The sequence below is a fragment of the Blastococcus sp. URHD0036 genome (assembly GCF_000701365.1).
In the GTDB taxonomy this organism is placed as follows: Bacteria; Actinomycetota; Actinomycetes; order Mycobacteriales; family Geodermatophilaceae; genus Trujillonella.
In genome coordinates, this window is the sequence record NZ_JNIK01000014.1 from 207,871 (window position 1) to 233,979 (window position 26,109).

Here is a 26,109-nt window from a genome sequence, read left to right on the forward strand (position 1 = left end):
GGAACCGGGCGCTGCCGCTCAGTGGAAGTCGCGCACCCGGGCCAGCTGCCGGCCGATGCCGCGGGCGGCGACCTCGAGCACCGGGGCGAGCCGGGTGACGTCGCGCCGGGAGCTCGGGACGACGACGCCGAGCGCGGCGGCGACCACCGGCGTCCCCTCCACCTGCACCGGGACGGCCACCGAGTGGGTGCCCAGCGACATCTCCTCCGCGGTGCGGGCGTACCCGCGGCGGCGGACCTCGGCCAGCTCGCGGCGCAGCCGGCGGGGATCGACGACGGTGTGCCGGGTCTGGCGGGTGAGCGAGCGGAGGGCGGCCTCGACGACGTCGTCGGGGGCCGCGGCGAGCAGCACCTTGCCGACGGCGGTGGCGTGCAGCGGCAGCCGGCTGCCCACCGAGCTGACCACCGGGACCGACTCCCGCCCGGAGATCCGCTCGACGTAGAGAGCGGTGGGCCCCTCGCGGACCGCCAGGTGCACGGTGTCGCGGGTCGCGGTGTGCACGTCCAGGAGGAACGGCGCGGCGACGGTGCGCAGCTCGGCCTGCACGGGCGCCAGCAGGCCGAGGTCCCAGAGCTTGCGGCCGATCTCGTAGCGGCCGTCGGCCCGGCGGACGAGGCCGCCCCAGCCGGTCAGCTCGGCGACCAGCCGGTGCGCCGTCGACAGCGGAGTGCCCGACCGCGCGGCGATCTCGGTCAGGCCGAGCCGGGGACACGAGGCCTCGAAGGCGTCGAGCACCGCGAGGGCGCGCGAGGTGACCGACCGGCCGCCCTCCGCCGCACCTCCGGCCACGTCGTCGTCCTTCCGTCCAGTGGGAGCGCGAGCTTGGGGAGAGTACGCCCGCCGCCTACGGTCGCGGCATGACGCGGAGCACGTCCGACGGCGGCCTGGTCCTGCCGCGCTACCTGGTCGAGGACCCCTCACACCGGACCCCGCTGGCGTATCCGGGGTACCGGAGCACCGCGCTCCGGGCGCCGCTGCGCGAGCCGGTCGACCTGCCGCACCGGCTCACCGAGGTCACCGGTCCCGTCCTCGGCGAGGACCGGGTGCAGGCGCACGACGCGGACCTGACCTGGCGCAACGGCGGCGAGGCGGTCGGTCAGCGGATCCTCGTGCACGGGCGGGTGCTCGACAGCGACGGCCGTCCGGTGCCCGGCGCGCTCGTGGAGGTGTGGCAGGCCAACGCGGCCGGCCGGTACCGGCACGTCGTCGACCAGTGGCCGGCGCCGCTGGACCCGCACTTCGACGGGCTGGGCCGGGTGGTCACCGACGACCTGGGCCGCTACGAGTTCCTGACGATCAAGCCCGGCGCCTATCCGTGGGGGAACCACCACAACGCCTGGCGGCCGGCGCACGTCCACTTCTCGCTCTTCGGGCGCGCGTTCACCCAGCGCCTGGTGACCCAGATGTACTTCCCGGACGACCCGCTCTTCGGGCAGGACCCGATCTTCAACGCCATCCCGCCGGTCGCCCGCGACCGCGCCATCAGCCGGTTCTCCCTCGAGCGCACCCAGGACAACTGGGCACTGGCCTTCGAGTGGGACATCGTGCTCCGCGGCGCCGAGCAGACCCCGTTCGAGGCCTCCGACCCCGCAGATGACGACGGGGACGTGGCGTGAACCCCCTGGACGTGCCGGCCGACCCGCCGGGCCCCTTCCAGCCCCGCTCGGGACAGCGCGGCAGCGGCTTCCTCACCGGACCGCTGCGCCGCGGCACCACACCGAGCGCGACCGTCGGGCCGTACCTGGCGATCGGGCTGAGCTGGGCCGACGGGGAGTGGGCCGCCGCGGAGGGCACCACCGACGGGTTCTGGATCCGCGGCCGGGTGATCGACGGCGCGGGGGAGGTCGTGCCCGACGCGATGGTCGAGACCTGGCAGGCCGACCCCGACGGCCGCTTCCCGTCGCCGGAGGACCCCCGCGGGGCGGCGGAGTACCCCGGCTTCCGCGGGTACGCCCGGTCGCAGACGCTGAGTGGCGAGTTCGCCGTCTTCACCGTCAAGCCCGGCCGGGTGCCCGACGGCGAGGGCGGCCTGCAGGCGCCGCACGTCGACGTCTCGGTCTTCGCCCGCGGCCTGCTCGACCGGGTGGTCACCCGGATCTACTTCGCCGACGAGGAGGCCGCGAACGCCGAGGACGTCGTCCTCCGGTCGGTGGCCGAGGCCCGCCGCGACACCCTGCTCGCGGTGCCCACCGGGGACGGCTACCGCTTCGACGTCCGGCTCCAGGGGGAGTCCGAGACCGTCTTCTTCGCGGTCTGAGCGGGGTACCGGTGCGGCTGGTAGGCAGGGCGGCGTGACAGGTCTCCTCGACGGCACCTTCGCGCGCGGCGGTGCCTCCGCGGCGGTCTCCGGCGACGCGTGGTTCCGGTCGCTGCTGGCCGTGGAGGCAGCGCTGGCCCGTGCCGCCGCGCGTGCCGGGCTGGTGCCCACCACGGCGGCCGACGCCGTCACCGCCGCCTGCGCCGACCCCGGCCGGCTGGACCTCGCGACCGTCGTCGCGCGGGCCGCCGATGCCGGCAACCCGGTGCCGCCGCTGGTCCGGGTGCTGCGCGACGCCGTGGGCCCGGACGCCGCCCGGGCCGTGCACGTGGCCGCGACGAGCCAGGACGTCGTCGACACCGCGTTGATGCTGATGAGCCGCGCGGCGATCGCGGTGATCGACGCCGACCTGGCAGCGGCCGCGCAGTCCGCTGCGGGCCTGGCGCGGACGCACCGGGACGACGTCCTCATGGGCCGCACGCTCATGCAGCAGGCGCTTCCGACGACGTTCGGGCTGAAGGCCGCCGGCTGGACGGCCGGCCTCGACGGCGCCCGGACCCGGCTGGCCGAGGTGGTGGCGTCGCTGCCGGTCCAGTACGGCGGCGCGGTGGGCACCCTCGCCGGGGCCGGTCCCCTCGTGCGCGACGCACTCGCCGAGGAGCTCGGGCTGGAGACGACCGCGCTGCCGTGGCACACGGTGCGGTTGCCGATCGCGGACCTGGCGGGTGCGCTGGGCGCGGCGGCGGGAGTGGTCGCCACCGTGGCCGTCGACGTCGTGCTCCTCGCCCAGACGGAGGTCGGCGAGGTCGGCGAGGTCAGCGAGCTCCGCGGCGGGTCCTCGGCCATGCCGCACAAGAACAACCCGGTCGCCGCCATCTCCGCCCGGGCCTGCGCCCGCCGCGCGCCGGGGATGGTGGCCACGCTCTTCGCCGCGATGGAGCAGGAGCACGAGCGGGCCGCCGGCGCCTGGCACAGCGAGTGGCCGACCCTGGCCGACCTGCTGGTCACGGTGGGTTCGGCGGCGTCCTGGCTGGCCGAGTCGCTGGCGTGCCTGCGGGTGGATCCCGCGCGGATGGCCGCCACGGCCGAGGCGGCGGCCCAGGTCATCCCGGCCGCCGCGGGGCTCGACGTCGGCGAGGCCGGGGCCCAGGCGGACGCCGCTCTGGCCGAGCACGCGCAACTCGTCGAAGGAGGGGCATGACCGCCGTCGAGGTCGCCTACACCGAGGACGGGCCTGCCGACGCGCCGGTCGTCGTCCTCTCGAACTCGCTCGGGGCAACCCGGGGGATGTGGGACCCGCAGGTGCCGGCGCTGGCTGAGCGCTTCCGGGTGGTCACCTACGACACCCGCGGACACGGCGACTCACCCTCTCCGGCCGGCCGGTGGACCCTCGACGACCTGGTGGACGACGTCGTCGCGCTGCTCGACCGGCTCGGCGCGGCCCGGGCGCACGTCGCGGGCATCTCGCTCGGCGGCATGACGGCGATGCGGATGGCGGTGCGCGAGCCGGCGCGGGTCGACCGGATCGCCGTCATGTGCAGCTCGGCGAAGACCGAGCCCCAGGGCTTCCGGGACCGGGCTGCTCTCGCGCGGACCGGCGGGACGGCTGGCTTCGCTCCCACCGTGGTGAGCCGCTGGCTGACCCCGGCGTTCGCCGCGTCGCACCCCGACCTGGTGGCGCGGCTCGAGGCGATGGTCGCCGGCTCCGACGACGAGGGATACGCGGCGTGCTGCGAGGTCGTCGCCGACCTGGACCTCCGGTCGGACCTCGGGCGGATCGCGGCGCCGACCCTCGTCGTCTCCGGCGCGGACGACCCCTCGCTCCCGCCGGAGCACCAGCAGGCGATCGCCGCCGGGATCCCCGGCTCGGTGTTCCTCTCGGTGAGCCCAGCGGCGCACCTGGCCAACCTGGAACGGACGCTCGAGGTCACCGGGGCACTGCTGGCCCACGTCGACGGAGCCGGGCGATGACCTCCGAACCGGGACCCACGACCGACGAGGAGCGCCGCGCCGCGGGCATGCGCACCCGGCGCGAGGTGCTCGGGGACGCGCACGTCGACCGCGCGGTGGCGGCCACGACCCCGTTCACCGAGGGCTTCCAGGACTTCATCACCCGGGTGGCGTGGGGCGACGTCTGGCAGCGGCCCGGGCTCTCCCGCCGCGAGCGGAGCATCGCGACGCTGTCGATCACCATCGCGCTGCGGCACTGGGACGAGTTCGCCCTGCACGTCCGTGCCGCGGTGAACAACGGGCTGACCGACGACGACATCGCCGAGGTGCTCCAGCACGCCGCCGTGTACGCCGGTGTGCCGGCCGCCAACCACGCGTACAAGGTGGCCGGGCCGATCCTGGCCGAGCTGCGCGCCGCTGACTGAGGGGACATCGACATGGCACTGCTCGAGGACGGCGCCTGGCAGGGGAAGCTCTGGACCGGTGCCTGGACGGACGGGGCCGGCGGTACCTACGACGCGGTCGAGCCCGCCACGGGCGACGTGATCGCACCGGTCGGCCGGGCCACCCCGGCCGATGTCGCTGCCGCCGCGGCCCGCGCTGCCGACGCACAGCGTTCGTGGGCGGCGGCGCCGTTCGAGCAGCGCGCCCGGGTGTTGCGTCGCGCTGGCTCGCTGCTGGAGGAGCACGCGGACGAGATCAAGGGCTGGCTGGCCCGCGAGTCCGGGGCGATCCAGCCGTTCGGCGACTTCCAGGTGCACACCAGCGCGCAGGAGTGCTTCGAGGCCTCCGCCCTGCCCTCGCACCCGTACGGCGAGCTGCTGCGCACCGGCTCCCCGCGGCTGTCGATGGCCCGCCGGGTGCCGGCCGGTGTGGTGGGCGTGATCGCTCCGTTCAACGTGCCGACGATCCTCGCCATCCGTGCCATCGCCCCCGCGCTCGCACTCGGCAACGCCGTTGTCCTCAAGCCGGACCCGCGCACCGCGATCTCGGGCGGTGCGGTCTTCGCGCGGGTCTTCGAGGAGGCCGGGCTGCCGGCGGGGGTGTTCCAGGTGCTGCCGGGTGGCGCCGACGTCGGCGAGGCGCTGGTCGTCGCCCCGGAGGTCCGGGTCATCGCCTTCACCGGTTCGACGCGGGCCGGCCGGGCGGTCGGGGCGCTCGCCGGCCAGCACCTCAAGCGTGCGCACCTGGAGCTCGGCGGCAACTCGGCGCTGATCGTGCTGCCCGACGTCGACGTGACGGCCGCGGCGTCGGTCGGGGCTTGGGGGACCTTCTCCCACCAGGGGCAGATCTGCATGGCGACGTCGCGGCACCTGGTGCACGAGTCGATCGCCGAGGAGTACACCCAGGTGCTGACCGAGAAGGTGGCCGGCCTGCCGGTCGGTGACCCGTTCCGCGAGCAGGTCGCGCTCGGGCCGCTGATCGACGCCGGCCAGCGCGACCGCGTGCACGGGCTGGTCACGGCCTCGGTCTCCGCCGGTGCCTCCGTGCGGACCGGCGGGACGTACGAGGGCCTGTTCTACCGGCCGACCGTGCTCGCGGATGTCACGATCGACCACCCCGCGTACGCCGAGGAGATCTTCGGGCCGGTCGCCCCGGTGACGCCGTTCTCGTCGCTCGACGAGGTCGTCGGCCTCGCCTCCGGCACCGAGTACGGCCTCTCGCTCGGCATCCTGACCCGCGACGTCTACGCCGGCCTGGAGCTGGCCGAGCGGATCCCGTCGGGGCTGGTGCACATCAACGACCAGACGGTGAACGACGAGGCGGTCGCGCCCTTCGGCGGGGTCGGCGCATCGGGAACCGGCTCCCGACACGGAGGTCCGCAGGCCAACATCGAGGCCTTCACCGAGACGCAGTGGGTGACGGTGCGCGGGGACCTGCCGGCGTATCCGTTCTGACCTGCCACCGGAGGGCGGCCGCGCGGGCGGGTGACGGCGGCACTCGCCGGGTCCAGGCATCTTCTGGTTCCCGCGGGCTGCCGTCCGACTGATCTGCATGGCAGGCATGGTGGCCCGTGACGGCGACACGGCTCGAACACCTGTCCACAGGCGGGTCGCTGTCCACAGGTCTCGTCAGGGCAGCCCGGCGCGGCCGACTGTCCGGCACGGTCCACAGCGTGATCGATACCGACAGCCCGTGCGTGACCGGATCGGAGCAGCTGCGCGAGCTGCTCGACTCCGGGGCCGCCGCGTTGTCACAGGCGCTGGCCGCCTGGCGAGACGAGGCGAGGTCTGCGGCGCGGGGTGTGCGGGCCCTGGCCGCCTTCGCGCGCCTGCGGCCGCACGGTGCACTGGACCGGCAGCCCGGCGAGCCGGGCGCCATGTCGGCAACGACCCGGGCCGCCCGGCCGGAGGCGCTCGCGGAGGTGAGCGAGTGGGCGGTGGACGAGGTCGCCCTCGCTCTGCGGATGAGCGCGGCCACCGCATCGGACCGGCTGAGCGACGCCCTGGTGCTGGTGGAGCGGCTGCCGTGCACGCTGGCGCTGCTCGAGGCCGCGGAGATCAGCTGGGCGCATGCCCGGCAGATGATCGCCCAGGTCGGCCCGGTGTCCGACGACGAACTGCGTGCGCGGATCGAGGCACGGGTCCTCGGCCTGCTGAAGGACAAGACGCCCCCGCAGCTCGGGGACTGTGCCCGCCGGATCGTGCTGCGGGAGGACGCCGACGCCGCGGCCCGCAGGCTCGTTGCCGCCATGCGGGGGCGCGGGGTGGCGTTGTTCGACCGGCGGGACGGATCAGCGACCCTGACGCTGGACCTGCCCTTGCCGGTGGCGGTCGCGATCTACCGGGCGCTGGAGGCGCACGCCGAGGAGGCGCGGACCGAAGGCGACGAGCGGACCAAACAGCAGCGTATGGCCGACGTGGTCGCCGACCTCATCCTGCGCTCCGGCGCGAACGGGCTACCGCCGGTGTCCATCGCGCTCACGCTCGTGGCGACGCTGGAGACGATGCTGGGCGGCAGCGAGCCCGGCCAGGTCGAGGGTCACCTGGTCCCGGCCGAGGCGGTCCGGGAGCTCGGCTACGCCTTCGGCCTCATGCCCCGCCCCGCGCCCGCGGCCACGCCGGCGACTTCTGCTCCTGAACAAGAGCCCGAGCCCGATCAAAAGCCGGAGCCGGCAGACAGTGCCGAGCCCGAGCCCGAGCCCGAGCCCGAGCCCGACTCCGAGCCCGACTCCGAGCCCGAGCCCGAGCCGACGGGGGAGCCAGGGCCGGACCTCGTTCGTGCCCCTTCCCCTGGTGCGACTCCTGTCCGCGACCGACCGCTGGCCGAGTGGATGGCACGCGCCGCGGCGCGGGACAGGGCCGCGGTCGACGCCGCCCTGTCCGGTGCCGACCGGGCGATCGCCGACGGCGCCTGGACCGACGGCGAGGAACGCGCGCTGCTGGACCTCGGTGCCCTGATCGGCGTGCGCGACGTCGCCGGCACCGGGCTGGCGCACCGACCGCACATCGCGGTGGTGGACATGCTCCGCGGCAGCCTGGTGGCGCTCACCGACGCCACCGGCATCCGCCGCGGCCAGGCCCTCGGTCCACCGACCGGATCGGAGGCACATGACCCAAGCCTCGCCCTCGACCGGTTCGTCCGTCTCCGCGACCGGCGCTGCCGCTTCCCCGGCTGCCGCGCCCGCGCCCGGGTGTGCGATCTGGACCACCAGGAGCCGTGGCCGCACGGCCGGACCGAGCACGGCAACCTCTGCTGCCTCTGCGAGCACCACCACCGACTCAAGCACCAAGCCCCTGGCTGGCGGTTCGACGCGACCAGCGAGTCGTCGGACCGGATGGCCGACGACGGTGCCCTGGTCGTCACCACGCCGAGCGGCGACACCCGGATCAGTCGGCCGCCGCGATTCGGCACCGACCTCGACGTCCCGCCGTACTAGCGGTCGCGCAGCGGGCGGACCGGCCGAGTGACGGACCTCCTGGAGATCGACCGCAGCGCCACAGAGCCGCTCGCCGTCACCGGGGCTCTTGGACGGCGGCTTCCTGCGCCGGCCCGGACCGACCTCAGGTGGGCTGGCCACGTCGGCGCCACCGGTACACCAGCACGATGGCGAGGACGCCGGCCCCGCAGAGCGCAATCGACATCCCGAGGCCGTTCCCGTCGGCGGGCAGCTCCGTCGCCGCGGGACACACGGCACCGTCAAACCGCGCGGCGAGGTTCTCCCCGCCGAGGTGCCACATCGGGCCGCCGCCGCGGGACACGACGACCGCGAACACGCCGTGGTGGACGCCTGCGGCGAATTGCGCTGGCTGGTCGCCGTCGTAACCGGCCGGCGTGACCTGGTTACCCGGTCCGAACGGGATGTCCACGGTGGCTCCGGTCCGATTGTCGTAGCCGAAGACGGCGGTCCAGCTGCCGTCCGGGTGGGCCATGACGCAGTCCACGAGGGGTACGACATCCGGCAGGTGCGACCGGCCGGGAGCCGCGGCCGCTGTGCCTGTGGTCAGCAGGAGGGCCGCAGCGACGGCCACGACAGCGAGCAGGCGGTAGACGGTCCGGTTCGGGGTGCGCTCCATGGCATGGGGCCCTCGTGTCGGTGGGGACGGATCACCTGGCACAGGTCCTTTCGCCCGAAGACTCCCGGCCTGGAGTCAAGATCACGAGGCGAGATGATCTTTCTCGATCCGGAACGAACCCGCTCGCGAACAGTGGCCGAGACGCCGGGAGCGCCGGCGACGGTCGTCGCGCACGGTGCCCGACGCCGTCGCCCCCCTCGGCGAGGTGATCGACGCCGTCGCCCCCTCGGCGACATGGTCGACGCCGTCGGGTGGCCGACGTGCCCGGCGGCAGGTCCTCGGCGTGAAGGGGGCCCGTGGGGTGTGGTCCTCAGCTGCGCAGCCGGAGGTCCTGCCCGGGCCGCAGCTGCGCGCACCGGTCGACGTCGACGTCGGCGACGTAGCCGATCACCGGGTAGCCGCCGGTGACGGGCGCGTCGGCGAGGAACAGCACCGGCAGCCCCGAGGGCGGCACCTGCACCGCCCCGCGCACCATGCCCTCGCTCGGCAGCTCGCCCTCCCGCTCCCGGCGCAGCGGCTCGCCGTCCAGACGCAACCCGATGCGGTTGCTCTCGGCGGTGACCGTCCACGGCCGGGTGGTGAGCGCCGTCCACGCATCGTCCGCGAACCAGTCGCGCCGGGGACCGGGCAGCACCCGCACCGTCACCTCACCGCCGGGCGGATCGGCCAGGGGCGCGAGCTCCGTGTCGGGGAGGGGCTGTCGGGCGTGGCCGACGGGCAGGACATCGCCCACCGAGACCACCGGCGGGCCGAGGCCGGAGAGCAGGTCGGTGGAGCGGGACCCCAGCACCGGCTCGACGTCGATGCCGCCGCGCAGCCCGACGTACGTGCGCAGACCCGTCGCCGGCCCGCCCAGCCGGAGCTCCCGCCCCGCGGCCAGCGGCACCGGCGCGTTGTGCGCCGTGGCCCCGTGACACCGGGCGCCCGTGGTCACGACCAGCAGGTCGGCCTCGGCCCGCAGCACCAGGCCGCCGAGCGTGACCTCGAGCAGCGCCGCGTCGGGGTCGTTGCCGAGCAGCCGGTTGGCCAGCGCCGCTGCGGCCCGGTCGGCGGCCCCCGACCGGCCGATGCCCAGCGCCCCCCGGCCCGGCCGGCCGAGGTCCTGCACGGTGGTCAGCGGCCCGGTCGCCAGCACGGTCACCGCCTTCATGGCACCGCCTTCATGACACCGCCTTCATGGCACCGCCACGAACCGCACGCGGACGCCCGGCCGCAGCAGCGCCGCCGGGTCCCGGCCGAGATCGAGGACGGCGACGTCGGTCCGCCCGATCAGTTGCCACCCGCCGGGGGACTCGCGGGGGTAGACGCCGCTGAACGGCCCGGCCAGACCCACCGCACCGGCCGGGACGCGGGTCCGCGGGGTGCTGCGCCGCGGCACGTCCCAGGGCTCGCCGTCCGGGGTGCAGTAGCCGAACCCCGGGGCGAAGCCGCAGAAGGCGACGGTCCAGCCGGTGCCGGTGTGCCGGGCGACGACGTCGTCGGGGGCGACGTCCCACAGCGCGGCGACGTCGGCCAGGTCGGCGCCGTCGTAGTGCACCGGCAGTTCCACCGTCCCACCGGTGCCGCGGGAGCCCGGTCGGGGGCGCACCCGGCGGAGCGAGGCCTCGACGTCGGGGAGCGACGCCACCGCCGGGTCGGTCACCACCAGCACGGTGCGCGCCGCGGGGACGACGTCCACCACGCCGGGCAGCGGTTCGTCGACCAGCGCGGCGTAGAGCCCGAGGACGTCGTCCAGCGACTCCACCTCGACCAGCAGCGCCGTCGAGCCGCTGGGCAGGACGCGCATCAGCCGGCCGCGAAGGGCGCCAGCGCGACGCCGGCGCCGGTCAGCTCCGCGCGGACCCGCCGGGCGATCGCCACGGCGCCGGGGGTGTCGCCGTGCACGCAGATCGAGTCCGGCCGCAGCAGGAGGGAACGGCCCGAGGCGTCGGCGATCGGCTCGCCGGTGGCCATGGCCAGGCAGCGGCGGGCGATCTCGTCGGCGTCGTGCAGCACCGCGCCGGGGGACCGCCGGGAGACCAGCGTGCCCTCGGACGTATAGGCGCGGTCGGCGAACGCCTCGGCCACGACGGGCAGCCCGGCGTCCGCCGCCTGCCGCAGGAACGCCGATCCCGGCAGACCGAGCACGGGCAGGCCGGGGGAGTACTCGACCACCGCCCGGACGACGGCCGCGGCCTGCTCCTCGTGGCCGACGATCGCGTTGTAGAGCGCCCCGTGCGGCTTCACGTAGCGCACCCGGGTGCCGGCCACGCGGGCGAAGGCCTCCAGCGCGCCGAGCTGGTAGACGACGTCCTGGGTGAGCTCGTGCGGCTCGACGTCGACGAACCGCCGACCGAACCCGGCGAGGTCGCGGTAGGAGACCTGCGCGCCGATCGCGACCCCGGCGGCCGCCGCCTGCTCGCACACCCGACGCAGGATCACCGGGTCGCCGGCGTGGAAGCCGCACGCCACGTTCGCGCTGGTCACGACGTCGAGCAGCGCCTCGTCGTCCCCGAGGGTCCACCGGCCGAAGCCCTCGCCGAGGTCGGAGTTCAGGTCCACGGCACAGATCATGGCGTGCCGGGAACGCTCAGCGGCGGGGCCCGCGCCGCCCCGGCCACTCCTGCACCCACTCCTCACCGGGTGCCATCGCGGCCCAGCGCCGGCCGGCCGCCCGCAGCGTCTCCGCGGCCGCGGCCAGCCGGTCGGCCGACACCCCGGCCCGCGCTATCTCGCCGGGCAGGACCTCGGCGCCCTCGGCCATCCGGTGCACCAGGTCGGCCAGCGCTTCCGCCCGCATGACTGCGCCCGCGCGCGAGCGCTTGAGCCGCTCCGACCGCTCCGCGGCGTGCGGCGGACGGCGCCCGGAGACGTGCCGCATCGTCGTCCACACCGCGCCGTCGGCGACCGTTCCCCACACGCCGTCCGTGATCCCCAGCGAGGACTCGACGAGCGCGTGCACGAGGTCGTGCGGGAGGCCGGAGCCCCCGCCGGCGCCGCGGACGGTGAACACCACCCCGTCGTCCCGCTCGACCAGCGACTCCACGGCACGCCGGTCGGCCATCCGCCGGAAGGTCAGCCGCACCGCTCCAGCATCACCGCCGGTTCAAGCGGGTTTCACCACGTCGTAGCGGATGCAGACGAACTCGCCGTTCACCGTCCACTCGGTGCGCCGCAGCTCCACGTGCCGGGGGAGCAGCGGCGCACCGGCGCCGATGGTGACGGGGGCGAGGGAGACCTCGACGGCGTCGAGCAGGCCGAGGTCGGCGAACTGGCCGGCGAGGTCCCCGCCGCCGACCACCCAGACGTCGCGTTCGCCGGCGGCGGCCACCATCTCGGCGTGCAGCGCCGTCAGCGCCTCCAGGGTGTCGGCGGCGGTGAACCGGATGTCGGCACCGGCGTAGGGCTCGTGGTCGTCGCGGTGGGTGAGGACCCACGCCGGCACGGTGTAGGCCCAGGACGACGGCTCGTGCTCACGGATCCACCGGTAGGTGCTGGAGCCCATGACGATCGCGCCGACCGACTTCTCGAACTCCTTGTAGCCCATCGGTCCCTCGGCGTCGATCTCCCGCGAGAGTAGCCAGGCCAGCGAGTGGTCGGGGGTGGCGATGAAGCCGTCGAGCGTAGTGGCGGTGTAGTAGACGGTGCGGGTCACGGGGCATCCCTCCGGGTCAGCCAGTCGATCGGGTCACCGGTGTCGATCTCCACGCCGGCGTCGCGCAGCAGCGAGCGGACCAGCAGCCGCCGGTGCGCGGAGTACGTGAGCACGTGGGCGACGACGCTGCCGAGCACGAAGGTCTCGGGCGGCTCGCACAGCGCGTCGACCAGCCGGTCGCCCCACGCCCCGCGCCGGGCGATGTCGCGGACGGCGGCCAGCCACCGCGGGGCCACCGCGTCGTGCCGGGCGAGCAGTGCGGCGGGGTCGTCGGCGCCGCGCACCGGCTGGTCGGCGCCCTCGATGGAGGCCAGCCAGACCTCCTTGGTCCACACGAGGGTGGACAGCACCGCGGCCACCGACTCCTCGGCGCCGTCCCACGGCAGCACCGTCCAGCCGGGCAGCCGGACCCGCCGGTACTCCTCCTCGGGCAGGCCCTTGACGACGTCGATCAGCGCCCGGGTGTCCTCGACGTCGTGGTGCACCATCAGCGCGCTGACTTCGTCGGCAGGACGCCGCGACGGCTCGTCGGCGACCCACAGCGACATCGGCGGGTGGAAGTGGATCCCGTTCGGCGCGGGCAGCCAGTGGGTGTCCCGGGCGGACTGCCCCGCTCCGACGTCGGTGCCGGGCGGGCGGCCGTACGCGCGGGCGAACGCGCGGGCGAAGCCCTCGACCGAGTCGTAGCCGGCGGCGAACGCGGTGTCGGTGACGGTCGCGCCGCCGCGCAGCTGCCAGGCCGCCCGCTCGAGCAGCACCCGGCGGCGCAGGGCGACCGGCGGCTCCCCGGCCCCGGCGGTCACCTGCCGGCTGAAGTACCAGGGGCTGGCGTAGGCGTCGCCGGCCATGTCGGGCAGCGTCCGGTTGTCCTCGTCCAGGACGGCGTCGATCAGCTCCCGCAGGCGGTCCCGGCCGGCGGAGGCGGAGGAGGGGGAATCGGCCACGGGGGGAGTCTGGCCGCCCGTGCCGTCCCGGTGCCCGACCGTTCTTGCGCTGTCTGCGCGGCGGTCGGCGGAGGGCCAGCATGGACGGCATGGCCGCTCCCGCCGAGCACCGCGCGCAGTACCGGGCGGGCCTGGCCGTCCCCACCTCGGGCGCCGCGCCCGGGTTCACGCAGGCCAACCTCGTCGTCCTCCCCCGGGACTGGGCCTGGGACATGCTGCTGTTCGCCCAGCGGAACCCGCGGCCGGTGCCGGTGCTCGAGGTCACCGACCCGGGCTCGCCGGAGACCACGCTGGCCCCGGGCGCGGACCTGCGCACCGACCTGCCCCGGTACCGGGTGTGGCGGGACGGCGAGCTGGTCGACGAGCCGACCGACGTGTGCGACGTCTGGCGCGACGACCTCGTGGCCTTCCTGATCGGCTGCAGCTTCAGCTTCGAGACCGCGCTGCGGGACGCCGGCGTCCCGGTCCGCAACCTCGAGCAGGGCCGCAACGTGTCGATGTACCGGACGTCGGTGCCCTGCCGCCCGGCCGGCCGGCTCTCCGGCCCGCTCGTGGTCTCGATGCGTCCGGTGCCCGCGGCGCTGGTCGCCACCGCCGTGCAGGTCACCGCCCGGATGCCGCAGGTGCACGGGGCGCCGGTGCACGTGGGGGACCCGGGCGGGCTGGGCATCGCCGACCTGGCCGCGCCCGACTACGGCGACCCCGTCGAGGCGCAGCCCGGCGACGTCCCGGTGTTCTGGGCGTGCGGGGTGACGCCGCAGGCCGCGGTGCTCGCGTCCCGGCCACCGCTGGCCATCACCCACGCGCCGGGCCACATGTTCGTCACCGACGTCCCGGACTCGGTCTACCGGCTGCCCTGAGGCGCCAGGTCGCCCGCCAGCTCGTCGAGCAGCGTGGGCCCGGTCTGCTCCCAGCCCAGCTCCGTGCGGGCCAGGGCGCCGTCCGCCTGCTGGTCCAGCAGCAGCGCGGCACCGAACAGGCCGAGCCGCTCGACGGTCTCCTCCGCCGTGCTGCCCACGACATCGCCGCCCGCGGTGGCCGCGAGCCCGATCTCGCGGACGGTCGGGTTGTGCCCGCTGACGCCCAGGTACCAGCTGCCGGCCGGAGCGCTCTGCAGGGCCAGCGCGTAGAGCCGGCCCAGGTCGGCCGCCGACACGGTGGTCCAGTGCTGCTCGCCGCTGCCGGGGAGGACGAGCGCGCCGTCGGGCGTCCGCGGGCCGTCCGTGAGGACCGTGGCGGCGATGCCGGCGCCCGGCGCGTGCACGATCCCGGGCGCGATGACGACGCTGCGGACGCCGGCCGACGCCGCGTCGCGGACCCGCGCGTCCAGGGGCAGCCGCCACGCGGTGAGCTCCGGCGGGGCGAGGGGAGAGGTCTCGTCGACCACGCCGTCGCCCAGGATCCAGACGCCGCTGGTGTGCACGTACGGCTTCCCGGTGCCGGCCAGCACCGGCAGGACGGCGTCGAGCAGCGCGGCGTCGACGGCCGCACTGGTCTCGTCGCCGGGGGTTGCGGTGTGCACGAACCCGTCGGTGTCGCCGGCGGCCCTGGCCAGCACGTGCGCGTCGGTGAGGTCGCCGCGGACGACGGTGGCGCCGGCCCCGGTCAGGCGGGCGGCGGAGGCGTCGCTGCGGGCGAGCGCGGACACGGTGTGGCCGTCGTCGAGCAGGGCGGTGAGGACGGCGGAGCCGACGAGGCCGGTGCCGCCGGTCAGGAACACGTGCACGGGAGGTCCTTCCGGGAGGGGGCTGCAGGCCACGACAACCGCGGCCGGGCCCGGGGTCATCCCCTCGCGGAGGGCCGCGTCAGACCTCGTCGACGGCGAACGTGGAACTGGGGCTGACGAACTCCTCCTGCGCGGCGACGAGCAGGATCTCGCGGGACCCGGCGGCCTCGGTGGCGGCCAGCAGCCCGTGCACCGACGCGGCGGCGCGGGCGAGGGCCTCGGCGGCGGAGCGGGTGTCGAGCCAGTGGGCGAGGAACAGCGCCGCGATCGCGTCGCCGGCGCCGTTGACCGCGACGTCCAGCCGCGGGGTGCGCACCCGCCAGTGCCGGCCGCCCTCCGACGCCAGCAGGTCCACCGCGTCGTCGGGGGTGTCGTCGGCGACCAGCGAGGTGGTCAGCACGACCTTCGGGCCCAGTGCCTGGACGGCGGCGACGGCGTCCTTCACCGAGTCCAGCGACTTCGTCGTCGTCCCCGAGAGCAGGTCGAGCTCGTAGTGGTTGGGGGTGACGAGGTCCGCGGTGGGCACGGCCACCTCGCGCATGAACTCGGGGATGCCCGGCCGCACGAACACCCCGCGGCCGACGTCGCCGATCACCGGGTCGCAGCAGTAGACCGCCGCCGGGTTGGCCGCCCGTACGCGGCCGACGGCGCCGACGACGGCGTGGCCGATGTCGGCCGAGCCGAGGTAGCCGGAGAGGACGGCGTCGCAGCCGCCCAGCACGCCGCGGTCGGCGATGCCCTCGACCACCTCGTCGACCGCCTGGCCGTCGAACACCCGCCCGCGCCACTCGCCGTAGCCGGTGTGGTTGGAGAACTGCACGGTGTGCACCGGCCAGACCTCGATGCCCAGCCGCTGCAGGGGGAACACCGCCGAGGAGTTCCCGACGTGGCCGAAGGCGACGTGGGACTGGATCGACAGGACGGCCGTCATGGCCCCGTACCGTGCCACAGTGCTGATCCGCGACGCCGTCCCGGCCGACGCTCCCCGCTGCGCCGAGGTCTACGCCCCCTACGTGACCGACGCGGCCGTCTCGTTCGAGCTCGAGCCGCCGTCGGCAGCCGAGATGGCGGCGCGGATCGCGCGGGCGCAGGAGGGGCACGCCTGGCTCGTCGCCGAGCGGGACGACCGGGTCGTCGGCTACGCCTACGGCGGGGAGTGGATGACCCGGGCGGCCTACCGCTGGTCGTGCACGGTGAGCGTCTACCTGGAGCCGGGGCTGCGCCGCACCGGTACCGGGCGGGCGCTGTACGAGGCGCTGTTCACCCGGCTCGCCGCCCGTGGCCACCGCACCGCGCTGGCCGGCATCACGCTGCCCAACCCGGCCAGCGAGGGCCTGCACCGGGCCCTGGGGTTCGAGCCGGTCGGCACGTTCCGGCGGGTGGGGTTCAAGGACGGGTCGTGGCACGACGTGGCGTGGTGGCAGCGGCCGCTGACCGGCGACGACGGGCCGCCCGCGGCGCTGCGCTGAACCCGGACGCGCCCGGACGGCGCCGTCCCTCCGTCGGACGACGCCGCCCGGGCGCGGGCTCGGGGGGACTGGCTCAGGCGGTGCGCGTCACCAGTCGACGCCGGCGCGCTCGCTGCCGGTCTGGAGCAACCCGCAACCGGCGATCCGGTAGGTGTTCATGACGGTCAGCCGCGGCTCGTAGACGTGCACGCTGACCGCCGGCACCGTGCCGGTGTTGGTCACCTGGTGCACGTGGTGCGGCCCGAACGGGCGCACCCGGCCGGCGGTGAGCGCGGCCTCGGAGTCGCGGACCCCGCCGTCGCCGCGGTCGGTGACCGTCAGCTCGGTCAGCGCGCCCGAGACGACGGCGAAGGCGCCGGCCGAGCCGCCGTGGTCGTGCAGCGGGGTGCCCTGCTGCGGCATCCACGAGAGCAGCCAGATCTGGGCGGCGGCGAGGTCGTCGTGCAGGGCGGGGTCGAGTGCGGCCGCGGCGGTGGCCGGGTCGAGCAGGTGGGTCCACCGGCTGTGTGCCTGGTACTCCACGAGGTCGGTCCAGGCCGCCGCGTTGGCGGCGAGGGCGGCGGCCAGGGCGGCCGCGCTGGTCCGCCGGGTGGTGACGTCGTCGGGGAGGCGGTGCGGGGCGGCGGCGCGGGCGGGGCCGCCGTGCGCGGTGATCGACGCGAGCAGGTCCGCCGCGGGGGCGGGCAGGGCGGCGCCGAGGAGCGAGGTGCTGGAGGTCACGGGAGATCCTGACGTGCGGCGCGGCTCCGTCGGCGGAGCGCGCGGGGGGATGTGCGGTCGGACGGCGTCAGGAGGCCGGACAGAGTGCGCTCGCGACCCGCAGCAGGTCCACGGCGGACCGGCGGTACAGCGCAGGCGTCTCGGGCACGTGCTCCAGGGAACGGGATCGGTGTTTCCCTGTCAAGTCCATCGGATTGATGGAGATTCGTGTCGAGGTGGGGCAGGCCGTCCTACGCCGAGGGCCTCGCCGGTCAGGGGCATCCGGTCTCGACGAGGGCGCCGATCGCCGCCGCACCCAGCGCGTCGACCTCGGTCGCCAGCCGTCGCAGCGGGACCGGGTGCGGCGAGCGCAGCAGACCGGAGAGCCGCGCGGTCGCCCGGGCCAGCCGCCGCTCCACGGAGAGCTCGTCCTCGCCCGGTCGGCCCTGGACACCCCACGGCTCGCCCAGCTCCGCGCACATCCCGGGCAGCCGGTGCAGCAGCTCGGCGCACCCCGAGGCCAGCCGCCACCACGTCCCCGCGGCCAGCGGCGCCGGCGCTCGGGTCCCGGCGTCGGCCCACCGCAGCAGCGCGACGACGTCGGCCCACACGGCGTCGGACACGACGCACGTGACCGCTGAGCACCCGGGCGGGCGGTGGGCCAGCACGGAGGCCCGTGCGGCGGCGGGGTCGAAGAGCCAGCGGGGTCCGTCCATGGCGCCACGCTGGCCCCCGCGGGTGGGAGGGACCGGTCAGGCGGCTGGGAACCGGCTGGCAGCCGTCGGTAACGAGAACTCGCCGTGTTCGTCACCCCGTGGACACGCCGTGCCGACAGGCTGCGGGTCGTCAGCCCACGTCGCCCCGGAGGTGCGCGCGTGAACATCGCCCTGCTGCTGGGTCTCGACCCGCCCCGGCGCGTCCGCGCGCACACCGAGGCGCTGGCGGAGGCGTTGGCCCGCGCCGGGTGCGAGGTGACGGTCTGGTCGCTCGGCGGGCGTCCGGACGACGGCCCCGCCCGCGCACCGGAGCCCGGCGTCCGGCTCCGTCCGGTGCCCTTCCCCGACGAGCCGGGGGAGGACGCGGCTGCGCGGACCCGCCGGGCCGTCGCCGAACTCGGGATGGCCGTCGCCGCCGCGGACGAGCGGTACGACGTCGTGCACGCGCAGGACTGCACGAGCGCCGACGCGGTGCCCGGCTGCGTCCGCACGGTGCACCACGCCGCAGCCGCCTCCGACGCGTGCGGCGAGGCCGAGCCGGCCGCCTGCCACGAGCGGGCCTTCCTCCGGCCCCGGGCGCTGTTCTGCTCCTCGGCGGCCGGCGCCGCGCAGATCCGGGCCCGGTGGGGTCGCGAGGCCGTCGTCCTCCCCGGAGGCGTGGACACCGCCCGCTTCGCCGCGGCCGCGGACCCCGGGAACGCGGCCGGCCGCAACCGCTGGCGGGCCCGCCTGGGCCGGTACGTGCTGGCCGTCGGCGGGGTGGAACCGCGCAAGGGCACCCTCGACCTGGTCGAGGCGATGGCCACGGTGCGGCTGACCCGGCCCGACCTGGCGCTGGTGCTGGCCGGCGAGGCCCTGAGCGACCACCGCTGGTACCGGTCCGTGGTCGAGTCGCGGGCGCAGGAGCTGGAGGTGTACCCGCTCGTCCTCGGCCACGTGCCGGACGAGGAGTTCGCCCCGTTGGTGGCCGGCGCCCAGGCCCTGGCGGTGCCGTCGACCGAGGAGCGGTTCGGCTCCGCCGTGCTGGAGGGGCTGGCCGCCGGGGTGCCCGTCGTCGCGCGGGACCTGCCCGCGGTGCGCGCCGTCGCCGGCCACGTCACCGCTCTCGCCGGGAACCCGGCCGGGTTCGCCGCCGGCCTGCTGGCCGCCGGCGCCCCGGACGAGGAACGGATCGCGGCCGGTCGCGCTCTCGCCGCGGGACTCGGCTGGGACGCCGTCGCCGAGGCCCACCTGCGCTGCTACCGGGCGGTCGCGGCCGCCGCGCTGCGCGACCCCGTCGGCGCCTGACCCGGTTGTCCGTGACTCACACGGGCAACCCTTGACCCCGTTCCGCGCGATCGCTGGCAGAACTGGGACTGGAGTCACTCGACCCCCGCGCCGATATCCCAGCGTCGGACCGAGCCGGGACCGACCAACGGCCGGAGCAGTCGGCGCGAACGGGGGTGTGACGTGCACGGGTCGGGGTCGGACTGTGGAACGGCCCAGCAGGTGGCGACGGGACCGGCCTGGTGGCTGGTCGACGGCGCCGACCTCGTCGTCGCCGGTCCCTACGCCGACCAGAACGAGGCGGTCTGGGCGACCGGACCGCTGAGCCCGGAGGGCGGGATCGGGGGTGCCCCCGCGTACGGCGTCCGGCGCGAGGGCGGCCGGCTGTCCCGGCGCCCCTCGCCCGAGGACCGCGCGTGGCTGGCCGACCTCTCCGGCGAGCTCGAGCGGGTCGGCGAGGAGTGGGACGCCCTGGTCGACGACGTCTCCCCGCTGGTCGGGCTGCTCTGCCAGCTCGGAGCGGCCCTGGTCGAGGTGGGGCTGCCGCTGCACGACTGCAGCGGCCGGACGGCGACCCGGTCCCGCGGCGGGGTGTGCCTGACGCCGACCTCGCTGCACGACGGCGTCGTCGTGGCCTGGACCCAGCACGTGCGCGCCACGCGGGAGGCGCCGCGCCCGCCGGACACCGACCGGTGGCTGCAGGAGACGATGAACCGCACGCTCGCCGGGCTGCTCAGTGGCCTGGGCTTCACCACGAGCCCCTTCGGCGAGGCCAGCGCGGCGCTGGTCACCGGCCGGCGCGCCACGGCCGAGGCCGCGAGCGACCAGGCCACCGGCGACGAGCGAGCGGGTGACTAGGCGCGGTCGCTGCTCGTCAGGTGCGTCCCGAGGTTCTTGAGGGCCTTGCGCAGCTGACCGCCGGCGAACCGGATGATCAGCCCGCCGACGAAGCCGGGGCTGGTCTCCTGCGCCATCGTGTAGTCGACCCGGGTGCCGCTGCCCTCGGGCGTCAGCAGGAAGTTCTCGGCCAGCGCCCGGACGGCCGGCAGCCCCGCCTCGTCCACCCGGAACGCCCACCGGCGGCCCGGCTCCCAGGCGAGGACGGTCTCCAGGAACCGGGAACCGCGGGCGAACACCTCCCGCTGAGAGCCCACCCCGTGCGGGCCGGGGGTGAGGTAGCGGCCGGCGTCGGTGAAGCCGGGGAACCAGGCGCCCCAGCCGGCCGGGTCCTCGGCGAGTGCGGCGAAGACGACGTCGGGTGACGCGGGCAGCACGTGGCTGACCGTGACGCGGTGCTTCGCGGAGTCGATGAAGTCCAGGTCGACGGCTCGCAGGCTCGTGGGCATGGCGGCACCCTAGACCGGCCGGTGCCGGTGGGGCAGGTGGCTACGGTGACCCCTCGTGGAGCCTGCTGCCGAACCCCGACCCGCCGTGCGCCCGGGCTCGGGCCCGCTGCGCGGCGTCCGCGTCGTCGAACTGGCCGGCCTCGGCCCCGCCCCCTACGCCGCCATGCTGCTGGCCGAGCTCGGCGCCGACGTGCTGCGGGTCGACCGGCCCGGCGGCGCGCGCGTCCTCCTGCCGCCGGAGCAGGAGCTGCTGCACCGCAGCCGGCCCTGCGCCGCCGTCGATCTCAAGCGCCCCGAGGGCCGGGACCTGCTGCTGCGGCTGCTGGACGGCGCCGACGTGCTCGTCGAGGGCCTGCGTCCCGGGGTCACCGAGCGGCTCGGTCTCGGTCCCGAGGAGGCGCTGGCCCGCAACCCCCGGCTGGTCTACGCGCGGATGACCGGGTGGGGGCAGACCGGTCCCCGCGCCGCCGAGGCCGGCCATGACATCAACTACCTGGGGCTGACCGGCGCGCTGCACGCCATCGGCCCCGCCGACCACCCGGTGCCGCCGCTGAACATCGGCGCGGACTTCGGCGGGGGCTCGCTCTTCCTCGTCGTCGGCGTGCTGGCGGCCCTCCTGGAGCGGGGGACCAGCGGCCGGGGGCAGGTCGTGGACGCCGCGATGGTCGACGGCGCCAGTTCCCTGATCACGATGGTCCACGGCATGCTCGCCGCCGGGGTGTGGACCGACCGCCGGGAGGCGAACGTGCTCGACGGAGCCGCGCCGTTCTACACGACCTACGCCTGCGCCGACGGCCGGCACGTCGCCGTCGGCGCGATCGAGCCGCAGTTCCACGCCCGGCTGCTCGAGGGCCTCGGGCTGACCGGGGAGCTGTCGCACCAGCACGACGTCGCGGCCTGGCCCGAGCACCGGCGCCGGCTCGCGGCGGTCTTCGCCACCCGGACCCGCGACGAGTGGGCCGCGCACTTCGCCGGCTCCGACGCCTGTGTCACCCCGGTGCTCGGGCTCGCCGAGGCGCCGGCCGATCCGCACCTGGCGGCGCGCGGCAGCTACGTCGACGTCGACGGCGTCGCCCAGCCCGGCGTGGCCCCGCGGTTCTCGCGCACCCCGGGCGCCGTCCGCGGCGCTCCCCGGCTGCCCGGCGAGGACACCCGGTCGGCGCTGGCCGCCTGGGGGGTCGCCGACGACGAGGTCCGCCGGCTGCTGGACGACGGTGTGGTGGCCTCATGAGCGCCGTCCAGCTGCGGGAGCTGCTCACCGTCGTCGAGGAGGCGCCCGACCGCTTCGTCACCGGCGCGCCCACCGAGAACCGGCACAACGGCCTGTACGGCGGGCAGGTGGCGGCGCAGGCACTGGTCGCGGCCGCCCGCACCGTCTCCGACGAGCGGGTGCCGCACTCGCTGCACGGCTACTTCCTGCGCCGCGGCGACGCCCGGCTGCCGGTGGTCTTCGACGTCGAGCGCGACCGCGACGGGCACTCCTACTCCGCCCGCACCGTCGCCGCCCGCCAGGAGGGCCGGGTGATCTTCCGGCTGGCGGCGTCGTTCGCCCGGCCCGAGGAGGGCCCGGACCGGCAGTCCGGGACGATGCCCGAGGTGCGCGGCCCCGAGGAGTCCCAGCCGCTGCCGTCGATCCTGCCCGGCGTCGAGGTGCGCGACCCCGATCCCCGGGCCGACCGCGCGCACCCGATGCGCACCTGGGTGCGGGCACCGAGCGCGGCGGAGGGGGGCGCGCTGCACCAGGCCGCCGTCGCCGTCCACGTCTCCGACCTCTTCAGCGGGCTGGCGCACCTGATGGGCCCCCGGGTCCGCTCGATGGCCAGCCTCGACCACGCCGTCTGGTTCCACCGCCCGGTGCGGATGGACGACTGGGTGCTCATGGACCACGTCGGCACCACGGTGGCGGCCGGTCGCGGCTGGTACACCAGCACGCTGTTCGACCGCGCCGGCGCCGTCCTGGCCAGCGGCGCGCAGGAGATGGTGATCCGGGAGGCACGCGGGCCGGAGGAGGCCGGCTGAGCCGCGGCGGTCAGGCGCCGGCGACGAGCTCGGTGTCGACGCCCAGCCTGCCGACCGCCGACGCGCCGCCGGGGCTGCCGAGCGGGGCGTCCCGGCCGGGGAGGGGATCGACGAAGAAGCGCCGGTTGTCGGCGACGTGCGCCTCGTTCTCGTCGCTCACCCGCCGGTCCTGGGTGATCGCCTCGACCGGGCAGACCGGCTCGCAGGCGCCGCAGTCGATGCACTCCCTGGGGTTGATGTAGAGCTTGCGGTCGCCCTCGTAGATGCAGTCGACCGGGCACTCGTCCACACAGGACTTGTCGGTCGTGTCGATGCACTCGCTGCCGATCACGTAGGGCACGGGGCTGCTCTCCTCGAGAGGGGTGGGCTCGGGCGCGGTCAGGCCGGCACGGGGGCGTCGGAGCGCGCGCTGCCGAGCCGCTCGACGGCGAGCTCGCGGATGCGGAACCGCTGCAGCTTGCCCGTGGCGGTCGTCGGCAGCTCGTCGAAGACCAGGATGTTGCGCGGCCGCTTGAACGCGGCGAGGCCGTCGCGGCAGAAGGCGACCAGGCCGTCGGTGGTCACAGCGGCGCCGTCGGCGAGGACGACGCAGGCCACCGGCTTGTCCAGCCCGGCCTCGTCCGGCACGGAGACGACGACGACCTGGTGGACCTCGGGGTGCGCCCGCAGCCGCTCCTCCACCTCGGTGGGGGAGACCCAGATGCCCCCGGCCTTGATGATGTCGTCGGTGCGGCCGAGGGAGGAGAAGTAGCCGTCGGCGCTGCGCACGTAGGTGTCGCCGGTGCGGACCCAGTCGCCCTGGAAGACCCGGCGGGTGACGTCCATCCGCTGCCAGTAGCCGGTGGCCGCCGAGCTGCCCCGCACCCACAGGTTGCCGGGCGTCCCGTCGGGGACCGGGGCGCCGTCGTCGTCGAGGATCTTCGCGTCGTAGCCGGCGACCACCTCGCCGGTCGACCCGGCCCGGGTCCGGCCGGGCCGGCCGCTGATGAAGATGTGCAGCATCTCGGTGGAGCCGATGCCGTCGAGCATCTCGACGGCGAACGTCGAGGTGAACCGCTCGAACAGCGGCGCGGGGAAGGCCTCGCCGGCCGACACGCAGGCGCGGACCGGGGCGAAGGCGTCGGCCGGGAGCCCGGCGCCGACCAGTGCCGCGTAGAACGTCGGACCGGCGAAGAAGAGGGTGGGCCGGTGCTCCCGGAGCACCTGCAGGGTGCCGGCCGGGCTCGGCCGCGAGCGGTCGAGCACCGTGGTGGCACCGACGGAGAACGGGAACGTCATCGTGTTGCCCAGGCCGTAGGCGAAGAAGAACTTCGCCACGGAGAAGGTGACGTCGTCCGGGCCGACGGCCAGCACGTCGCGGGCGTAGGTGACCGCGGTGTCGCGCAGGGAGCCGTGCCGGTGCATCGCGCCCTTCGGCGTGCCGGTCGTGCCCGACGTGTAGAGCCAGAACGCGGGGGAGTCGGCGACGGTGGGGTAGGGCTGCGCCGTCCGCTCGCGGAGGCCGGCACCGTCGGCCAGGAACCCCGCCCAGCTGCGGACGCGGACGTCGTCCACTCGGGGCAGCTCGACCGCGCCGTCCGCGGCGGTGCCCATGACCACGACGTCGGCGAGGTCGCGCTGCCCGGCCAGGCCGGCGGCGAGGCCGGTGAACTCCGCGCTCAGCACCACGAGCCGGGCGCGGCTGTCGGTGGCGATCGCGGCGATGTCCACCGGCGTCAGCATGGTGCTCACCGGCACCGGGACGGCGCCGATGCGCAGGCCGGCCAGGAAGGCGGCGAGGAGTTCGGGGGTGTCGCCCATGCACAGCAGCAGCCGCTCCTCCGGCCGCACCCCCGACGCCACGAGCGCCGCGGCCACCCCGGCCACGGCGTCGTCGAACTCGCCGTAGGTCAGGGTGCGGACGCTGCCGTCGCGGTCGATCGCGACGACCGCCCGGCGGTCCGGGGTGGCCCGGGCGTGCCGGGTGACCAGCCACTCGGCGGCGTTGAAGAGCTCCGGAACGGCGGCCACGGCGCACCTCGTCTCGTGCGGATGGCCCTCCTGCAGGGGCCCGTCGCGAGCTCGCGAGCGGTGGGGGCAGGAGGGTCCTTCGTCAGAAGCGGACGTAGTCGTACTCGACCGGCAGCGAGTTGATGCCGACCGACGGGGGAGCGATCCAGCCGGCGAACTCGCCCGGCTCGTGGCAGGGCGTCATCAGCTCGGCGACCCGCGCGCGGTCCTCGGGGCTCGGCAGCCAGTCGACGGCCCGCTGCTCCCACGTCGCGGGGTCCAGGACCTCGCCGGCGGGGGAGACGGAGGAGCCGGCGAAGGCGCCGACCTTCCGGTTGAAGCCCTGGTGCGGCAGCGTGAGCCGCTGCTCCAGGCCGGCCTCCTCCAGCTCCTGGTTCCACCGCCGGACGCCGTTCTCGCAGTCCGCGGCGTACTCGTTGCGCAGGTCCAGGTTCAGCGCGGTCAGCATCGGCACCGTCTTGGTGGCCATCCGGCCGTCGGTGATCACCGGCACGTCCATCGTCAGGTCGTGCAGCTGGTGGTCGTCCTTGCGGCGGGTCTCCATCCACCGGCCCTTGAGCCCGGCGGTGTAGTAGGCGGCCGCGTTGGACGACGTCTCCGCGCCGAACAGGTCCATCGACACCGAGTACTGGAAGTTGAGGTACTTCTGGATGACCGACAGCGGGATGCCGCCGTGCTCCCAGATGTCGTCGGTGCCGTGCTGCGCCATCAGCTCGGCGGTCCGCTGCACCGTCCGCTGCACGCCGGTCGTGCCGACGAACATGTGGTGCGCCTCCTCCTTGAGCATGAACTCGCAGGTGCGCGCCAGCGGGTCGAAGCCGCTCTCCTTCAGCGTGCCGAGCTGGTACTTGCCGTCCCGGTCGGTGAAGTAGGTGAACATGAAGAACGACAGCCAGTCGGTCGTCTCCTCGTTGAACGCGCCCAGGATGCGCGGGCTGTCGTAGTCACCGGAGTTCCGCTTCAGCAGCTGCTCGGCCTCCTCGCGGCCGTCCTTCCCGAAGTAGGCGTGCAGCAGGTAGACCATCGCCCACAGGTGCCGGCCCTCCTCCACGTTGACCTGGAAGAGGTTGCGCATGTCGTACAGCGACGGCGCGGTCATGCCGAGGTGGCGCTGCTGCTCCACCGACGCGGGCTCGGTGTCGCCCTGGACGACGATCAGCCGGCGCAGGTCCGAGCGGAACTCGCCGGGGACCTCCTGCCACGCCGGCTCGCCCTTGTGCTGGCCGAAGGCGACCGTCCGGTCGGGGTCGCGCTCGGCGAGGAAGATGCCCCAGCGGTACTCCTCCATGGGCACGCGGTCGAAGTGCGCCCAGCCGTCGCGGCCGACGGCGACGGCGGTGCGCAGGTAGACGTCCTGCGTCGGGACGGCCGGGCCGAGGGCCTTCCACCAGTCGAGGAACTTGGGCTGCCAGCCCTCGAGGGCCCGCTGCAGCTTGCGGTCGCCGGCGAGGTCGACGTTGTTCGGGATCCGCTCGCTGTAGTCGATGGACGACAGCGGGCCGGTCGGGGTGGGGGCCTCGCCGGTGACCGTGCCGTTGGTCGGGGAGCTCTCCATC

At 75.5% G+C, this 26,109-nt stretch carries 29 protein-coding genes; 13 read left to right on the forward strand and 16 right to left on the reverse strand.

Annotated elements, in window-relative coordinates; translation table 11 throughout:
• Positions 1–18: 18 nt before the first annotated feature.
• Positions 19–789: an IclR family transcriptional regulator gene (locus tag N555_RS0113145; RefSeq protein ID WP_029431953.1), complete on the reverse strand. Its 771-nt coding sequence runs from the start codon at positions 787–789 to the stop codon at positions 19–21.
• A 68-nt stretch (positions 790–857) separates the two neighbouring features.
• Between N555_RS0113145 and pcaH the strand changes: the two genes are divergently transcribed.
• The 7 genes from pcaH (at position 858) to N555_RS0113180 (ending at position 8,087) form a co-directional block, all read left to right on the forward strand.
• Positions 858–1,616, forward strand: a complete 759-nt coding sequence (pcaH, locus tag N555_RS0113150; RefSeq protein WP_029431954.1) for a protocatechuate 3,4-dioxygenase subunit beta — start codon at positions 858–860, stop codon at positions 1,614–1,616.
• Positions 1,613–2,257: a protocatechuate 3,4-dioxygenase subunit alpha gene (gene pcaG, locus N555_RS0113155; RefSeq protein ID WP_197029005.1), complete on the forward strand. Its 645-nt coding sequence runs from the start codon at positions 1,613–1,615 to the stop codon at positions 2,255–2,257. The genes pcaH and pcaG overlap by 4 nt, the downstream gene beginning before the upstream one ends.
• A gap of 34 nt (positions 2,258–2,291) precedes the next feature.
• Complete coding sequence (pcaB, locus tag N555_RS0113160; RefSeq protein ID WP_034510379.1) at positions 2,292–3,458, forward strand: 3-carboxy-cis,cis-muconate cycloisomerase; 1,167 nt, start codon at positions 2,292–2,294, stop codon at positions 3,456–3,458.
• The gene (pcaD, locus tag N555_RS0113165; protein WP_029431957.1) at positions 3,455–4,228 is read left to right on the forward strand and encodes a 3-oxoadipate enol-lactonase; all 774 of its coding nucleotides are present in this window, start codon (positions 3,455–3,457) and stop codon (positions 4,226–4,228) included. The genes pcaB and pcaD overlap by 4 nt, the downstream gene beginning before the upstream one ends.
• A complete protein-coding gene (gene pcaC, locus N555_RS0113170; RefSeq protein ID WP_029431958.1) occupies positions 4,225–4,632 on the forward strand; it encodes a 4-carboxymuconolactone decarboxylase in 408 nt (135 codons plus the stop codon). The genes pcaD and pcaC overlap by 4 nt, the downstream gene beginning before the upstream one ends.
• A gap of 12 nt (positions 4,633–4,644) precedes the next feature.
• Positions 4,645–6,105, forward strand: a complete 1,461-nt coding sequence (locus N555_RS0113175; protein ID WP_029431959.1) for a benzaldehyde dehydrogenase — start codon at positions 4,645–4,647, stop codon at positions 6,103–6,105.
• Between the two features lie 218 nt (positions 6,106–6,323).
• On the forward strand, positions 6,324–8,087 hold the full coding sequence (locus N555_RS0113180) for an HNH endonuclease signature motif containing protein (protein WP_156036350.1): 1,764 nt from the start codon (positions 6,324–6,326) through the stop codon (positions 8,085–8,087).
• Between the two features lie 124 nt (positions 8,088–8,211).
• Here the strand turns inward: N555_RS0113180 and N555_RS0113185 are convergent, their stop codons facing one another.
• The 7 genes from N555_RS0113185 to N555_RS0113215 form a co-directional block, all read right to left on the reverse strand.
• On the reverse strand, positions 8,212–8,724 hold the full coding sequence (locus N555_RS0113185) for a hypothetical protein (protein ID WP_029431961.1): 513 nt from the start codon (positions 8,722–8,724) through the stop codon (positions 8,212–8,214).
• 310 nt (positions 8,725–9,034) lie between these two features.
• Complete coding sequence (locus N555_RS0113190) at positions 9,035–9,874, reverse strand: 5-oxoprolinase subunit C family protein (protein WP_029431962.1); 840 nt, start codon at positions 9,872–9,874, stop codon at positions 9,035–9,037.
• Between the two features lie 24 nt (positions 9,875–9,898).
• Positions 9,899–10,510, reverse strand: a complete 612-nt coding sequence (locus N555_RS0113195; protein ID WP_029431963.1) for a 5-oxoprolinase subunit B family protein — start codon at positions 10,508–10,510, stop codon at positions 9,899–9,901.
• Complete coding sequence (locus N555_RS0113200) at positions 10,510–11,265, reverse strand: LamB/YcsF family protein (protein WP_197029006.1); 756 nt, start codon at positions 11,263–11,265, stop codon at positions 10,510–10,512. Before N555_RS0113200 ends, N555_RS0113195 begins: the two co-directional genes overlap by 1 nt.
• Before the next feature lie 28 nt (positions 11,266–11,293).
• Entirely contained in the window at positions 11,294–11,788 is a 495-nt protein-coding gene (locus tag N555_RS26875) for a hypothetical protein (RefSeq protein WP_051684040.1), read from the reverse strand.
• A gap of 21 nt (positions 11,789–11,809) precedes the next feature.
• On the reverse strand, positions 11,810–12,358 hold the full coding sequence (locus N555_RS0113210; protein WP_029431966.1) for a dihydrofolate reductase family protein: 549 nt from the start codon (positions 12,356–12,358) through the stop codon (positions 11,810–11,812).
• Positions 12,355–13,302 carry a helix-turn-helix domain-containing protein gene (locus tag N555_RS0113215; RefSeq protein WP_029431967.1) on the reverse strand — a complete coding sequence of 316 codons (948 nt, stop codon included), beginning with the start codon at positions 13,300–13,302 and terminating at the stop codon, positions 12,355–12,357. Before N555_RS0113215 ends, N555_RS0113210 begins: the two co-directional genes overlap by 4 nt.
• Positions 13,303–13,391: 89 nt before the next feature.
• On the opposite strand from N555_RS0113215, the gene N555_RS0113220 reads away from it, so the two are divergent.
• Positions 13,392–14,162, forward strand: coding sequence for a putative hydro-lyase (locus tag N555_RS0113220; RefSeq protein ID WP_029431968.1), 771 nt, complete (start codon positions 13,392–13,394; stop codon positions 14,160–14,162).
• Here the strand turns inward: N555_RS0113220 and N555_RS0113225 are convergent.
• Positions 14,147–15,028 (reverse strand): NAD-dependent epimerase/dehydratase family protein, encoded by an 882-nt coding sequence (locus N555_RS0113225; protein ID WP_029431969.1) that lies wholly within the window; start codon positions 15,026–15,028, stop codon positions 14,147–14,149. The two genes, N555_RS0113220 and N555_RS0113225, sit on opposite strands and share 16 nt — an antisense overlap.
• A gap of 79 nt (positions 15,029–15,107) precedes the next feature.
• Positions 15,108–15,959, reverse strand: coding sequence for a pyridoxal kinase PdxY (gene pdxY, locus N555_RS0113230; protein WP_029431970.1), 852 nt, complete (start codon positions 15,957–15,959; stop codon positions 15,108–15,110).
• Here pdxY and N555_RS0113235 point away from each other — a divergent pair.
• Complete coding sequence (locus N555_RS0113235; protein ID WP_029431971.1) at positions 15,958–16,497, forward strand: GNAT family N-acetyltransferase; 540 nt, start codon at positions 15,958–15,960, stop codon at positions 16,495–16,497. The genes pdxY and N555_RS0113235 overlap by 2 nt on opposite strands.
• A gap of 87 nt (positions 16,498–16,584) precedes the next feature.
• Here the strand turns inward: N555_RS0113235 and N555_RS26880 are convergent, their stop codons facing one another.
• Together N555_RS26880 and N555_RS0113245 are read right to left on the reverse strand one after the other, a co-directional pair.
• Positions 16,585–17,217 (reverse strand): cysteine dioxygenase, encoded by a 633-nt coding sequence (locus tag N555_RS26880; RefSeq protein ID WP_051684041.1) that lies wholly within the window; start codon positions 17,215–17,217, stop codon positions 16,585–16,587.
• A gap of 251 nt (positions 17,218–17,468) precedes the next feature.
• Positions 17,469–17,912, reverse strand: a complete 444-nt coding sequence (locus tag N555_RS0113245) for a hypothetical protein (protein ID WP_029431973.1) — start codon at positions 17,910–17,912, stop codon at positions 17,469–17,471.
• 159 nt (positions 17,913–18,071) lie between these two features.
• Between N555_RS0113245 and N555_RS0113250 the strand changes: the two genes are divergently transcribed.
• Together N555_RS0113250 and N555_RS0113255 are read left to right on the forward strand one after the other, a co-directional pair.
• Positions 18,072–19,199, forward strand: a complete 1,128-nt coding sequence (locus N555_RS0113250; protein ID WP_029431974.1) for an MSMEG_0565 family glycosyltransferase — start codon at positions 18,072–18,074, stop codon at positions 19,197–19,199.
• 201 nt (positions 19,200–19,400) lie between these two features.
• Positions 19,401–20,036 carry a hypothetical protein gene (locus N555_RS0113255; protein ID WP_051684042.1) on the forward strand — a complete coding sequence of 212 codons (636 nt, stop codon included), beginning with the start codon at positions 19,401–19,403 and terminating at the stop codon, positions 20,034–20,036.
• On the opposite strand, the gene N555_RS0113260 is transcribed toward N555_RS0113255, so the two are convergent.
• The gene (locus N555_RS0113260; RefSeq protein WP_029431976.1) at positions 20,033–20,524 is read right to left on the reverse strand and encodes an SRPBCC family protein; all 492 of its coding nucleotides are present in this window, start codon (positions 20,522–20,524) and stop codon (positions 20,033–20,035) included. The two genes, N555_RS0113255 and N555_RS0113260, sit on opposite strands and share 4 nt — an antisense overlap.
• A 55-nt stretch (positions 20,525–20,579) precedes the next feature.
• Between N555_RS0113260 and N555_RS0113265 the strand changes: the two genes are divergently transcribed.
• On the forward strand, positions 20,580–21,755 hold the full coding sequence (locus N555_RS0113265) for a CaiB/BaiF CoA transferase family protein (protein WP_304412917.1): 1,176 nt from the start codon (positions 20,580–20,582) through the stop codon (positions 21,753–21,755).
• Positions 21,752–22,543: an acyl-CoA thioesterase gene (locus N555_RS0113270; protein WP_029431978.1), complete on the forward strand. Its 792-nt coding sequence runs from the start codon at positions 21,752–21,754 to the stop codon at positions 22,541–22,543. The genes N555_RS0113265 and N555_RS0113270 overlap by 4 nt, the downstream gene beginning before the upstream one ends.
• 10 nt (positions 22,544–22,553) lie before the next feature.
• On the opposite strand, the gene fdxA is transcribed toward N555_RS0113270, so the two are convergent.
• The 3 genes from fdxA to boxB form a co-directional block, all read right to left on the reverse strand.
• Positions 22,554–22,883 (reverse strand): ferredoxin, encoded by a 330-nt coding sequence (fdxA, locus tag N555_RS0113275; protein WP_029431979.1) that lies wholly within the window; start codon positions 22,881–22,883, stop codon positions 22,554–22,556.
• 38 nt (positions 22,884–22,921) lie between these two features.
• Positions 22,922–24,553, reverse strand: coding sequence for a benzoate-CoA ligase family protein (locus N555_RS0113280; RefSeq protein ID WP_029431980.1), 1,632 nt, complete (start codon positions 24,551–24,553; stop codon positions 22,922–22,924).
• An 82-nt stretch (positions 24,554–24,635) separates the two neighbouring features.
• Positions 24,636–26,108, reverse strand: a complete 1,473-nt coding sequence (gene boxB / locus N555_RS0113285) for a benzoyl-CoA 2,3-epoxidase subunit BoxB (protein WP_231502733.1) — start codon at positions 26,106–26,108, stop codon at positions 24,636–24,638.
• Position 26,109 lies beyond the last annotated feature (1 nt).